Raw genomic sequence first — 13,173 nt, 5'->3', positions numbered from 1 at the left:
CTTGCGGCGGCAACCAACGATAGCTAAGCGGTCCCCGCGATGGAGCAGGAGCCAGTCTGTAAATGACTACAAGCCAGAATCTCGCGGGTAAGTCGTCTTTGCCCCCTAGCCGCAGCGAAGCGGACGAGACCCTGCGCGCTATACTTGTAGATACATTGGCGCTCGATCCGAAGGCAGTTGCCGAATTCGATGGTGACACCGGCCTGTTCGGCCATTTGCCCGAGCTCGATTCGATGGCCGTCGCAACGCTTTTGACGGAGATCGAGGATCGCTACGGCTTCCATATCGATGACGACGACGTCGATGCAGAAATGCTCGAAACCTACGGTGCTTTGTTCGCTTTCATCGAAGCGAAGCTCGTCACCGGGTGAACAGGCTCACCAACTCGACATGCGTCGACCAGCGGAATTGCCCGACCGGACGAACCGCTTCCAACCGAAAACCTCCCTCGATCAGTCGCGCTGCATCGCGCGCCCAGCTTGATGGATTGCAACTGACGTAGATCACCTTGAGGACTTCGCTTTCGGCGAGGCGCACAGTCTGATCTTTGGCCCCGGCGCGCGGAGGATCGAGTACGACCGCTTCGAACTTCGCCAGTTCTTGGGGGAGGAGCGGATTTCTGAACAAATCGCGGTGCAAGGCATGAACCGTGTTTCCGGCCAAACCCGAAGCCGATTTGCAGGCCAGATGCGCATCTCGCGCGGCCTCGACTGCGAGGACTCGGCGTCCATCCCGCATTGCGAATGCGAAAGTCCCGAGGCCCGAAAACAAGTCCGCAGTAAGCCCCGCTTCGCCTAACCACTCAAGCGTCTGCTCTACCAGCACCTGCTCGCCGTCCATTGTCGCCTGGAGGAAACTGCCGACGGGAAAGCCGACCTTCACACCGGACATGGTCACCGTAACTTGGTCAGGTTCCCAAAGGGCTTCCGGACCGTAGCCCTGATCGAGCGTCAATCGGGCTAATCCGGTTTCGCGAGCGAAATCGAGCATCGCCTCGGTTTCCTCCAGGCCTTCCATCGAGAGACCCTTGATTGCGCAATCGACCCCCTGATCTACCAACGTAAGAGTGATATCGGCAGCGAAGCGGCCTGTCCTGGCTCGCAATAGCTTTTTGAGTGGTCCGATCAGGACAAGGAGTTCGGGGCGCAGGATATGGCACTCCTGCATTCCGACGATCTTGTGCGAACCCTCTTCGCGGAAGCCCAATACAGGTATTCCGGCGACAATTGCCGCATGCAAGGTAGCCCGGCGACGGCTCATCGGGGGCGAAAGATGCGTTGGCAACACATGGGCGGGCTCAAGCCCTTGTGATGCTGCGGCGTTGAGAACCCTTGATGTCACGAATTCACGCAGCACCTCCTCGTCGCAATGCTGCAGCTGGCAGCCGCCACATTTGCCGAAGTGGGGGCAAGGTGGTTCGACGTGATGCAGACCGTAAGCCAAAGTACCATCGGCAAGAAGACGGTCCTGCGGCGCGCCGCCAGCAACATGTTTGCCATCCGCTGTCACGCCGTCTCCGCGCGCTGCGATGCGGACTATGGGTTCGCCTTCGCTCACAAGAACCTGGCGAACGCAGTGGAGACCTGCGCGGCTTGGTCGTCCGCCGTAAAGGGTGGTCCGCACAGGCGCGCAGCTTCGCCGTGAATCCAGACAGCTTCTTCCGCAGCTTGCGCCGGATCGGAACCATTAGCCATCCGGCTTGCGGCAATTCCGGCGAGAACATCACCGGTGCCCGCGACGGATAGCCAACTCGGTGCTGCAGGAAAGAAAGTGGGTGGCTCACTCGGTGCGCACAGGATCGTGTCGGAGCCCTTTGCCAGTACTGTTAATCCCGTTATGTTCGCGAGACTTTGCGCCCTGCCAAGCTTGTCATCCCCAATCACCCCGAACGCCTTACATAGCTGCACCAGTTCACCTTCGTGCGGCGTGACAAGGATACGGCTCGCATTGCAGTCTGCAAGAGCATCGGAATCAAGCAAGTGCAAAGCATCCGCGTCGAGCACCTTTGCGCAATCGGTCTCAAGCGCCGCAGCGAGGCGCTTACGGGATTGCTCACCGCGTCCGAGGCCCGGGCCGACTAGCAGAGCGTTGATCCTTTCGTCTGACAGTGCATCGTTCAGCGCAGCATCGTCCACGACCAGTCCTGCGGGTGCATCGGGATGCGAATGCTCGCTGAACAATTTCACATATCCTGCCCCTGCGCGCATCGCCGATTGCGCTGAGAGCATCGCTGCGCCGGCCATCTCACCACCGATAATGGCAAGCAGTCCGCGCCGGTATTTGTGACTATCAGCAGCCGGAGCAGACAATAGGGGTCTGACAGCCGCCAGGGCTGCGCCGCCGACTGACTGAACGCCAATAGGAACCAGTCGCAATTGACCCATCTTCGCCCGTGAAGGCATTCGCCAATGCGCGGATTTCCAAGCGCCAAGTGCCAGTGTGAGATCGTATTGCGGCAGTCCCTCGTTGAGCAGTTTCCCGCTGTCGCTCTCAACCCCAGAGGGGCAATCGACAGCGATGCGGAAGGGATGGCGCTGCGCCAGATCGCGCAACATCAATTCCAATTCAGCCGACAACGACCGCGTCAGCCCCGAGCCGAAAAGGCAATCGACCAGTATTTCGCCGCTGACATCCTTGCCCGAAGACGATACCTCACCGCCGAATTCTTTTCGCGCACGCTTCGCAGCATCGGTCTTTGGATCGATCGGAGCCACTACTCTCACGGCAAGCCGGCGTTCGGCAAGGCGTTGTGCAATCACGTAGCCGTCACCGCCATTATTGCCTGGCCCGCACAACACCGTGACCGATCGACCGGCAGCCATCCGCCATATCCATTCGGCTGCGCCCGAACCGGCAATGCGCATCAAGGCATGCACGTCTGTCCCGGCATCGATCAGCGTTTGCTCCGCCGCCTGCATCTGCGCGACGGTGAGTATCTGATCGTGTGCTTCGGGCACAGTCAGCCCAGCTGATCGACGTCGCGGATTGCGCCGCGGGCGGCGCTGGTAGTCATCGCCGCGTAAGCTCTCAATGCTGGGGTTATTTTGCGCTTTCGTTGATGCGCGGGCTGCCAGCCTGTGGCGTCCCGATCTGCGCGGCGGGATGCAAGATCCTCGTCGCTTACGGCCAGATGGATCGTCCGATTCGGGATGTCGATCTCGATGATATCGCCATTCTCAACCAGGCCGATTTCGCCGCCTTCGGCCGCTTCGGGCGAAACATGCCCGATGGAAAGTCCCGAAGTACCGCCTGAGAAACGCCCATCTGTCAGTAGCGCGCAGGCTGCGCCCAATCCCTTCGATTTGAGATAACTCGTTGGATAGAGCATTTCCTGCATGCCCGGCCCGCCCTTTGGCCCCTCATAGCGAATGACGACGACATCCCCTTCTTTCACCTGCTCGGTAAGGATGCTTGTTACCGCATCGTCTTGGCTCTCGAACACAACAGCCGGACCAGAGAATTTCAATATTTTCTCATCGACACCTGCAGTCTTAACGATACAGCCATCGCGCGCGACGTTGCCGTAGAGTACGGCAAGTCCGCCATCCTGGCTGAAAGCGTGCTCCTTGCTGCGGATGACGCCATTCTCGCGGTCGAGATCGAGTGATTCCCACCGGCGCGACTGGCTGAATGCTGTCTGGGTCGGAACACCGCCCGGCGCTGCCGAGTAGAATTCGCGCACCTTGTTGTTCTGCGTGCGGCCAATGTCCCAATCATCTAGCGCATCACCCATGGTCGGGCTGTGAACGGTGGGTAGCGCCGTGTGAAGCAATCCGGCTTTTTCAAGCTCGCCAAGGATTGCCATGATCCCGCCAGCGCGGTGGACGTCCTCCATGTGCACATCGTCTTTTGCAGGTGCGACTTTGGAAAGGCACGGCACTTTGCGGCTCAGCCGGTCGATGTCCTCCATCGTGAAATCGATCCCGGCTTCATATGCGGCCGCCAGCAGGTGCAGTACCGTGTTTGTCGATCCGCCCATCGCAATATCGAGGCTCATTGCATTTTCGAACGCCTGGAAACTCGCGATCGAACGCGGCAGCACGCTTTCATCGTCTTCGTGGTAGTAGCGCTTGGCCAGCGCGACGACGAGCCGCCCAGCCCGCTCGAAGAGCTGCTGGCGATCGGCATGCGTGGCGAGAGTCGACCCATTGCCGGGCAATGACAGACCAAGCGCTTCGGTCAGGCAATTCATCGAATTGGCGGTGAACATTCCGCTGCATGAGCCACAAGTCGGGCAGGCATTCTGCTCGATCTCGGTCACTTCTTCGTCGGTATACGATTCGTCTGCCGCCGCAACCATCGCATCTACGAGATCCAAGGCGACTTCTTTGCCCTTGAGCACGACCTTGCCCGCTTCCATCGGGCCACCGGAAACGAACACGCACGGCACATTGAGGCGCATCGCGGCCATCAGCATGCCAGGGGTGATCTTGTCGCAATTCGAGATACACACCATCGCGTCAGCGCAGTGCGCATTGACCATGTACTCGACGCTGTCGGCGATCAGGTCCCGACTGGGCAACGAATAGAGCATGCCATCGTGACCCATAGCGATACCGTCATCCACCGCTATCGTATTGAATTCCTTGGCTACACCGCCTGCAGCTTCGACCTGGCGCGCAACCAGCTGGCCGAGGTCCTTGAGATGGACATGCCCCGGCACGAACTGCGTAAAACTATTGACGATGGCGACGATTGGCTTGCCGAAGTCCTCGTCTTTCATACCCGTCGCGCGCCATAATCCGCGGGCACCGGCCATGTTCCGGCCGTGGGTCGATGTCTTGGAACGCAGTTCGGGCATATTCTTGGGCCTTGCTCAATAAATCGCTTGCCCCCGTCTTAGACCAAGCGGAGCGCGCTGCAAAAAGGGAAATCTTGGCAGCGCCAGAGGTTCGCTAGGCTGTAGCGTTCATCGCTAGCAATGTTCGGTTGGCAATATCTACGATCAGCGCCGCCCAGCGCGCCTGTTGCGCTTCATTGATGATCTCGTCCTGACGGATCTCGATCGCCAGATATGGCCGCCCGTGTGCCTCGGCATGGCGGTTCATCGTCGCATTGAGATCCTTGCCCGAATAAGGCTCATTCTCGCCGACTGTGAGGCCTTCTTCGCGCAGCAGGCGGATTGCGTGCTGCGCCGGTTCGCCCCGCTCGTTGTAAAGAAGCGCGACTTCCCACGGACGCTCCTCATCGGGCTCGGTCTTGAGCTTCGGCGTAAAGCTGTGAAGCGACAGGATCAGCGCAGGATTTGCTGTCTCCAGCCATTCGCCCAGCGCCTTGTGGTAAGGCCGGTGAAAGCGATCGAGCCGAGCTTCGACATCCGCGCCGATATTGCCTGCGATCGTATGCCCGTCGCTCGACATCGGAACGACATTGGGATGCTCTTCCTCGCGGTGCATATCGCACACGAGACGGCTGACCGTCGCGATATGGGCCGGGATATTATGCCTGCGTGAGAGACGGTCGGCGATACCTTCAACCCCGATATCCCATCCGATATGCTCTTCCAGCAGGCTGGAAGGGACGCCCAAGTTGATGTCTTCCGGCACGTAATTCGACGCATGATCGGCCACGCATACGATCCGCCCCGGGATCACCTCGCCCACCTGGCGATAGGGCAGTCCGTCCATCATCATCGCAAGTTACCTCTCATCATCCACCATTGGGGTTCCTGCTCCGCAAGCTCTCTCGCCGCCTTGTCGCGGTGATCCGCCGTCTTGTAGATCGCCCAGCACGTTGCCCCAGAGCCCGACATCCCTACACGATAGGGATCGCTATCGTTCATGTCTTCCAGCACTTGCGCGATTTCGGGACAGAATTGCTGCGCCGGAAACAACAGATCGTTGCGACCTTTGCGCGTGATGTCATCGACCGTTCCTTCCGGCATCGGGCCACGATCCACCCCGTCCCATGCGGCGAAGACAGGCCCGGTTGACACCGGCTTTCGCGGATTGACGAGCAAGACGGGCATCCCTGACAGATCGTTCTTGACCGGCAGAAGTTCCGTGCCGGTGCCGCGACCAATGCAGGCAACGCTCTCGACGCAGGCCGGGACATCTGCGCCGAGCTTTGCGGCGCGCTCGCGCCAGTCATCGGGCAGGCCGTGGCGCTCGCGGACAATCCGGAACACAGCGCCAGCATCGGCCGAACCGCCTCCGAGACCCGCTGCGATGGGCAGGTTCTTTTCAAGGGTGATCGCGAGTCCATCGGGGTGCGGCAAGACACTGAGCGCCTTGGCGACAAGGTTGTCGAACGGGTTCTCGATTCCGCCCGCGAACTCACCAATCGTCTCCACGCTGTCGTGCTGGGCACTACGAGCGGTCAGGAAATCGCCGCAATCCACGAATGCGAACAATGTCTCAAGCTCGTGATAGCCGTCCTCGCGCCGCCTGCGGACATGCAGCGCAAGGTTGATCTTGGCGTAAGCGGTTTCTTTGATGGTCAAACTCAGGCCAGCAATCGTACTGCAATGTAGCCAGTCAGCAGGATTATGATGCAATAAGTGATGAAATCAAACCAGAAAAGTACCGGCCTTTCTCCTCGGGTAACAGGCCCGATGGGCCAGGGAGTGACACTCTCTCCAGTCCTAAGACTGTACTGCGCCATCCAAACGCCCACTACGCATGCTGCGACGCAGATGAAACCAAATTCAGTATCGCCCATCACATATTCGGATAGTTCGGGCCGCCGCCGCCTTCGGGCGTCGTCCAATTGATATTCTGGTTCGGGTCCTTGATGTCGCAGGTCTTGCAGTGGACGCAGTTCTGCGAGTTGATCTGGAAACGCATCTCGCCCGAATCCTCGTCCTCGAGCCATTCGTAGACGCCCGCGGGGCAGTAGCGCGTTGACGGACCGGCATAGACCGCCAGTTCGCTTTCCTTCTGGAGCTCGCGATCCTTCACCTTGAGATGCGAAGGCTGGTCCTCGGCATGGTTGGTGAAGCTGAAGGCCACGTTGGTCAGCCGGTCAAAGCTGATCACGCCATCGGGCTTGGGATATGCAATCGGGCTGTAGAGATCGGCGCGTCCGGTATGCGCATAGTCGGGCGTGTGCTTCATCGAGATCGGTAGCCCGATCTTGAGCGTACGCATCCACATGTCGATACCCGCCAGCACCGTGCCGTAATCGCCACCGAACTTGGCAATCACCGGCTGCGCGTTCTGGACCAGCTTCAGCTCATCAGCGATCCAGCTAGAACGCACAGCAGCATCATAATCGGCCAGCTCGGTCTTCTCCTTGCCGTCGGCAATGGCAGCGGCAATGCTTTCCGCAGCCAGCATCCCGCTTTTCATCGCGGTATGGCTGCCCTTGATCCGGGGTACGTTGACGAAGCCTGCGGCGCAGCCAATCAGCGCGCCGCCCGGGAACGCCAGCTTGGGCACGCTCTGCCACCCGCCCTCGTTGATGGCGCGCGCGCCATAGGCGACGCGCTTGCCGCCTGCGAGATATTCGCGGATCGCCGGATGCTGCTTCCAGCGCTGGAATTCCTGGTAAGGCGAGACATAGGGATTGGCGTAATCAAGCGCGGTCACGAAGCCGAGCGCGACCTGGCCATTGGCCTGGTGATAGAGGAAGCCTCCGCCCCAAGTATCGCTTTCGGAAAGCGGCCAGCCCTGCGTGTGGAGCACGCGGCCCGGAACATGTTTGTCCGGATCGATATCCCACAATTCCTTGATGCCGAGACCGTAGACCTGCGGGCAGCAATCGGCCTCCAGATCGAACCTGGCTTTCATCTGCTTGGTGAGGTTGCCACGCGCGCCCTCGGCAAACACGGTGTACTTTGCATGGATTTCCATTCCGGGCTGGTAATCGCCCTTGTGCGATCCATCCTCGGCAATACCCATGTCCTGCGTTATCACGCCGCCGACTGCGCCATCCTCGCCAATGATAACATCGGCGGCGGGAAAGCCGGGAAAAACCATCACGCCCAGCGCTTCGGCCTGTTCGCCCAGCCAGCGCGTCATGCTGCCGAGCGAGCCGGTGTAGCAGCCATGGTTCGACATGAATGGCGGCATCATCAGGTGCGGCATCGAATAGCTGCCATTCTTGGTAAGCACCCAATGCCAGTTATCGGTGACAGGGGTCTCGGCCATCGGGCAGCCCTGCTCGCGCCATTCGGGCAGCAGTTCGTCGAGCGCCTTGGGATCGACCACCGCGCCGGACAGGATATGCGCTCCGATCTCGGAGCCCTTCTCCAGCACCACGACTTCGAGCGCATCGTTGATCTGCTTGAGCCGGATTGCCGCAGCAAGGCCCGCAGGTCCGCCGCCGACAATCACCACGTCGCAGGGCATCGATTCGCGTTCAACAGTTTCGGTGCTCATTCGGTCCGGTCCTTCCACCATCTGATTTGCTGCAATGCCTTGATTGCTGGCGTTTCTCAGGTCAAGACCAGTTGCACGCGCGATGACACCTGAAAACTCCCAAAACCGCGACAAACGCAGCCTGAAAAGCGAGCTGGAAGGCGCGATCGAATGGTGGCGCGAGGCGGGGATAGACGGCGATTTCGTTGATGATCCGGTCGATCGTATTGCCGAGGCGGAGGAACAGCGGGCTCAGGAGAACCCTGTCCAGCCCGAAGAGAAGCCGGTTGTGGCAACCGCGAAAGCAAAGCTTGCGCCCGCACCCAGTGCCGCGATCGCGAAAGTCATGGCAAGCGAGCATTGGCCGCAATCGCTTGACGAATTCGCGGAATGGTGGCTCGACGAGAAGTCGGTGGAGCTGGGGGGCACGGGGCCAAGAATTGCGCCTCGGGGCCGCGCACAACCTGAATTGATGGTGATCGTCTCGCAGCCTGAGGAAGTCGATCGGGAAACCCTGCTCTCCGGGCAGCAAGGCAAGCTGCTGGCAGGTTTCCTGCGCGCTGCGGGCTTGGCGATCGAGGATTGCTGCCTTGCTAGTGCTCTACCGCGCGCAGTTGCCCTGCCTGACTGGAACGCGCTCAAGGCGGCAGGATTGGGCGGTTTGACTGCCCATCATATCAATCTGGTCCAGCCGAAACGACTGCTGGTGTTCGCGCGCAACGTCCTGCCGCTGCTTGGCCACGATCAGGCGCAAGGGGCTCACGCACTTGACGGCGCTCAGGGCATGAATCGCGAATTGCCGGTGCTTGCGGTGCCCGGGCTGGAGGAATTGTTTCGCTCGGCCCAGCGCAGGAAGCGATTGTGGCATGATTGGCTCGAATGGACAGCCACGCAACGGAGCGGATGATGGGTCGTATCGGTTTCGCAATCATCGGGGGGGTTCTGGCGGCAAGCGCCCAAATCGCGCTGGCGCAGGCGCCCGACTTGTCGAGCGCGCAGGTGCGGGTGAACGCCCAAGTTCCGGTGGTCCTGTCCAACGACGAGCGTGCTTATTATCGCGCGGTGTTTGCAGCGCTGGATCGCGAGGATTGGGATACGCTCCTCTCCGAGCTGGAGAAACGGCCAAGCGGTCTGCTGACGGGGTTGGCGCTCGCCGAATACTATCTCCACGCCAATAGCCCGCGAATCGAACTGCCACAAATCGAAAGCTGGCTGGAGAGCCATTACGATCTCCCGCAGGCTGAACAGATTATGCGGCTCGGCCAGAGGCGGGGTCTCACAAGCCAGCCCAATTTGCCCGAAGTCAATCGCTTCACCTGGCAAGGCAGCGCCCCGCTGCGTGTACGCCCGAAATCGGTAGATGACGGGTCAATGCCGGGAGATATCGCGCAGGCGATCCAGGAACATATCGTCAATGACGATCCGTCCGGTGCGCGTCTGCTGCTTGACGGGATCGACGCCTCGCTCAGCATGGCAGCGCGCGCTGAATGGCGCCAGAAAGTGGCATGGAGCTACTATATCGAGAACCAGGATGCTTCAGCTTATGCGATGGCTTTGCAGGCGCGCGAAGGCTCGGGGCCGTGGGTGGCCGAAGCCGATTGGACGGCCGGACTTGCAGCATGGCGGCTCAGCGACTGTGCTAATGCTGCCGCCGGATTTCAGCGCGCAGCAGCTGGCGCTGAGAATGTCGAACTGAGAGGTGCGGCCAACTACTGGGCGAGCCGTGCGCTGGTGCGCTGCCGCAAGCCGGGCGAGGCACAGGAAGCGCTTCGCAAGGCGGCCAGCAACGACGAAACGCTCTATGGCATGCTCGCCGCCGAGCAGTTGGGGCAGCGCTTGCCCGATCGCGGTTCTGGCCTCGAGTTTGACGGCGATGATTGGCGCGCCATTTCGCGCGACCAAAACGTGCGGATCGCCGCTGCCTTGTCCGAAATCGGCGAGGATGTGCTCGCGGACGAGGTATTGCGTCACCAGGCGCGCATCGGCGATGCTAGGGACGTCAATGAAATCGCCAAGTTGGCCCGCGCGATGGGCCTGCCATCGACCCAACTCTATCTCGCCCACAACCGCCCGCGGGGCTCGAGCACCAATCGGGCGCTGCGCTATCCTGTCGCCAAATGGCAGCCGGCCAATGGCTGGCGGGTCGATCCCTCGCTCGCCTTCGCCCATGCATTGCAGGAATCGCGCTTCCACACCGGCGCGATTAGTCCCGCCCAGGCGCGCGGACTGATGCAGATCACACCCATAACCGTGCGCGAGCATGCCCCGCGCCTCAACCTCAATGCCGATTACGGTGACCTCGACGATCCGCGCATCAACCTGGCGTTCGGGCAGCAGAACCTCGAAATGCTGCGTGATACGCGCGCTACCGAGGGCAAACTCCCCAAAATCATGGCCGCATACAACGCAGGCCTTACGCCGGTGACACGCTGGAACAGCGAAGTCCGCGATCTTGATGATCCATTGCTCTACATGGAATCGATCCCCTATTGGGAAACGCGCAGCTATGTAGCGATCGTGATGCGAAATTACTGGATGTACCAGCGCAATGCCGGTCAGGACTCGCCGGCGCGTAAGAGCATGGCGGAAAATGAATGGCCGGGCTTCCCCGGCGCAGCCCGATCCGGGATGCAAACGACGGGACGACGCTACTGATGGCAATCGATGAAAGCCGGGAATTCAAGCCGATCAATATCGCGGTGCTGACGGTGTCCGACACCCGCACCGAAGCCGATGATACTTCGGGTGATATCCTTGCTCAGCGGATCACCGACAAGGGCCACAATCTTGCCGCTCGCTCTATCGTGAAGGACGACGCGGATGTGCTCGTCGAACATCTTTATGGCTGGATTTCCGATCCCGATATCGATGCGATCGTCAGCACTGGCGGCACGGGGCTGACGGGCCGCGACGTGACTCCGGAAGCGCTGGAGCGGATCAAGGACAAGGAAATTCCAGGGTTCGGAGAGCTGTTTCGATGGGTCAGCTTCAACACGATCGGTACCAGCACGGTGCAATCCCGTGCTTTGGCGGTGCTGGCCGGCGGGACATATATCTTCGCCCTGCCCGGATCGAACGGAGCGGTGAAGGATGGCTGGGACAATATCCTCGACGAGCAACTCGATAGCCGCAACCGCCCGTGTAACTTCGTTGAGTTGATGCCGCGCCTGAAAGAGGTTTGACGCGCTACATCAGCGCCACTTCACACCTGAAGCGCGCAAATAGCCCTCAATCTGGTCGGCTCCAACCTCACCAATCGCTTCAACCGGGATCATGTTGAACATCGCCTCGCTCTGGTAGAGCATTACCAATTCCGCGATGCGGTCCCAGGCATAGAAATCGTGCCACCCTAGCCGCGCCTGTCCCTTGGGCCCGCCCAAGGTAATGCCTTCACTATCCCATTCGACATAGGATCGATCCGATAGCAAAGCGGCTTGTCGAAAATGCCGCCTTGCTTGCCACGGTACGGAAAATTTCATGATGAGCCAGTAGGCGATTGGCGGCGCTATAACCGCCGCCGCCAGCAGCGGCACGAGGCTGCGAGAATCAAGCAGAAACGCCAGGAGCGCCACCACGAGGACATAGGTAGCCGTTAAGATCCCGCTATAAGGCATGCGGGTGAAGTGGCGCTTCATCGCCTCACGAGTGCCCGCGATGACCTGAGCTTCCGTGATCGTGAACTCGGCGCGGTTTCCGACTTGCTCATCCATTTCCCCTGCATACCCGTTTGCTACGGCTTTTCAATCAGCGGCGCTTGCTATGTTCCGTATTTGTTCTATCTGCAACTCATGCCAATCCGCGAAAAGATAGCCGGTCGAGGCGCGCAATCCGGCGCAGTATCACAACGCTTCGGCCTTGCCGAACGAGAGGCCGATGGTGAGTGGCGTGATCACGTAGCAATTCTTGGCGGAACTCCACCGAAGCTCCGGACCATAGTAACCGAGGAACGCCCAAAGACGATCATCACTTTCAATTCCTCACCTGATATTCCGTTCGATCGATCTATCAATGCGTATCGCGGCTGTGAACACGGCTGCATCTACTGTTTCGCTCGCCCGACCCACGCCTATCACGATCTTTCGCCCGGTCTCGATTTCGAGACCAAGCTTTTCGCCAAGCCGAATGCGCCTAACTTGTTGCGGCACACTTTCGCGCGCCCGAAATATCGGCCAGCGCCGATCGCCATGGGTACCAACACCGATCCCTACCAACCGATCGAATCACGCTACAAAATTACCCGTCAGATACTCGAAATCTGCCTCGAAACCCGGCACCCGATCACTGTCACCACCAAATCCGACCGGATCCTGCACGATCTCGACATCCTGAGAGAGATGGCAAAGCGCAACCTCGTCGCTGCGGCAATCTCGGTAACTACCCTCGATCCTGTGCTTTCCAGCAAATTGGAACCGCGAGCAGCTTCACCGCTTAAGCGTCTTGATGCATTGAGAAAATTGTCGGACGCGGGGATCCAAACCCATTGCTCAATCTCTCCCATCATTCCGGCGATTACCGACCAATTTATGGAGCAGATTGTCGCACTTGCGGCGAAAACAGGCGTGGGTTCGGCCGGCTGGATACCACTCAGGCTCCCGCATGAGGTCGCGCCGCTATTCCGGGAATGGCTCGAAGTACATTTCCCGGATCGCGCATCCAAGGTTATGAGCATCATTCGCTCGATCCGCGACGGGCACGACAACGATCCCAATTTTTTCAGTCGGATGCGTCCGAAAGGTGTGTGGGCCGAGCTCTTCCGCGCGCGCTTTGCACTTGCACGAAAACGCGCCGGCTTGCCCAAACCCGTAATCAACCTGGATTGCTCACGATTCCGCAGGCCATCGATCGACGGGCAGTTGCTCCTGCTTTGAGACAC

12 protein-coding genes are annotated in these 13,173 nt (G+C 59.8%); 5 read left to right on the top strand and 7 right to left on the bottom strand.

Going from position 1 to position 13,173, the window contains the following annotated elements; all coding sequences use genetic code 11:
• Positions 1–62: 62 nt before the first annotated feature.
• Complete coding sequence (locus tag ACEWMW_RS10715) at positions 63–371, top strand: acyl carrier protein (RefSeq protein ID WP_409413922.1); 309 nt, start codon at positions 63–65, stop codon at positions 369–371.
• Here the strand turns inward: ACEWMW_RS10715 and ACEWMW_RS10710 are convergent.
• From ACEWMW_RS10710 to ACEWMW_RS10685, 6 genes are all read right to left on the bottom strand, one after another.
• Positions 361–1,557: a class I SAM-dependent RNA methyltransferase gene (locus tag ACEWMW_RS10710; protein WP_409413921.1), complete on the bottom strand. Its 1,197-nt coding sequence runs from the start codon at positions 1,555–1,557 to the stop codon at positions 361–363. The genes ACEWMW_RS10715 and ACEWMW_RS10710 overlap by 11 nt on opposite strands.
• Positions 1,554–2,957 carry an NAD(P)H-hydrate dehydratase gene (locus ACEWMW_RS10705; RefSeq protein WP_409413920.1) on the bottom strand — a complete coding sequence of 468 codons (1,404 nt, stop codon included), beginning with the start codon at positions 2,955–2,957 and terminating at the stop codon, positions 1,554–1,556. Before ACEWMW_RS10705 ends, ACEWMW_RS10710 begins: the two co-directional genes overlap by 4 nt.
• A 2-nt stretch (positions 2,958–2,959) precedes the next feature.
• A complete protein-coding gene (ilvD, locus tag ACEWMW_RS10700) occupies positions 2,960–4,801 on the bottom strand; it encodes a dihydroxy-acid dehydratase (protein ID WP_409413919.1) in 1,842 nt (613 codons plus the stop codon).
• Positions 4,802–4,895: 94 nt separating this feature from the next.
• On the bottom strand, positions 4,896–5,630 hold the full coding sequence (locus tag ACEWMW_RS10695) for an N-formylglutamate amidohydrolase (RefSeq protein ID WP_409414453.1): 735 nt from the start codon (positions 5,628–5,630) through the stop codon (positions 4,896–4,898).
• Positions 5,630–6,442: a 4-(cytidine 5'-diphospho)-2-C-methyl-D-erythritol kinase gene (locus ACEWMW_RS10690; RefSeq protein ID WP_409413918.1), complete on the bottom strand. Its 813-nt coding sequence runs from the start codon at positions 6,440–6,442 to the stop codon at positions 5,630–5,632. The genes ACEWMW_RS10695 and ACEWMW_RS10690 overlap by 1 nt, the downstream gene beginning before the upstream one ends.
• Positions 6,443–6,659: 217 nt before the next feature.
• A complete protein-coding gene (locus ACEWMW_RS10685; RefSeq protein ID WP_409413917.1) occupies positions 6,660–8,321 on the bottom strand; it encodes an electron transfer flavoprotein-ubiquinone oxidoreductase in 1,662 nt (553 codons plus the stop codon).
• 82 nt (positions 8,322–8,403) lie between these two features.
• Here ACEWMW_RS10685 and ACEWMW_RS10680 point away from each other — a divergent pair, with 82 nt between their 5' ends.
• The 3 genes from ACEWMW_RS10680 to moaB are packed head-to-tail and all read left to right on the top strand — an operon-like array spanning position 8,404 to position 11,482.
• The gene (locus ACEWMW_RS10680) at positions 8,404–9,207 is read left to right on the top strand and encodes a uracil-DNA glycosylase family protein (RefSeq protein WP_409413916.1); all 804 of its coding nucleotides are present in this window, start codon (positions 8,404–8,406) and stop codon (positions 9,205–9,207) included.
• The gene (locus ACEWMW_RS10675) at positions 9,180–10,955 is read left to right on the top strand and encodes a transglycosylase SLT domain-containing protein (RefSeq protein ID WP_409413915.1); all 1,776 of its coding nucleotides are present in this window, start codon (positions 9,180–9,182) and stop codon (positions 10,953–10,955) included. Before ACEWMW_RS10680 ends, ACEWMW_RS10675 begins: the two co-directional genes overlap by 28 nt.
• Positions 10,955–11,482, top strand: a complete 528-nt coding sequence (gene moaB / locus ACEWMW_RS10670; protein WP_409413914.1) for a molybdenum cofactor biosynthesis protein B — start codon at positions 10,955–10,957, stop codon at positions 11,480–11,482. Before ACEWMW_RS10675 ends, moaB begins: the two co-directional genes overlap by 1 nt.
• A gap of 9 nt (positions 11,483–11,491) precedes the next feature.
• Here the strand turns inward: moaB and ACEWMW_RS10665 are convergent, their stop codons facing one another.
• Positions 11,492–12,010: a YcxB family protein gene (locus ACEWMW_RS10665; protein WP_409413913.1), complete on the bottom strand. Its 519-nt coding sequence runs from the start codon at positions 12,008–12,010 to the stop codon at positions 11,492–11,494.
• Positions 12,011–12,088: 78 nt separating this feature from the next.
• Between ACEWMW_RS10665 and ACEWMW_RS10660 the strand changes: the two genes are divergently transcribed.
• Entirely contained in the window at positions 12,089–13,168 is a 1,080-nt protein-coding gene (locus ACEWMW_RS10660) for a PA0069 family radical SAM protein (RefSeq protein WP_409413912.1), read from the top strand.
• The last annotated feature ends 5 nt before the right edge of the window (positions 13,169–13,173 follow it).

It is taken from the genome of Litorerythrobacter xanthomarinus (genome assembly GCF_046254955.1).
Classification (GTDB): Bacteria; Pseudomonadota; Alphaproteobacteria; order Sphingomonadales; family Sphingomonadaceae; genus Qipengyuania_C.
The sequence above is the reverse complement of the archived record's forward strand: the minus strand, read 5'-3'. Positions and strand labels throughout refer to the sequence as shown.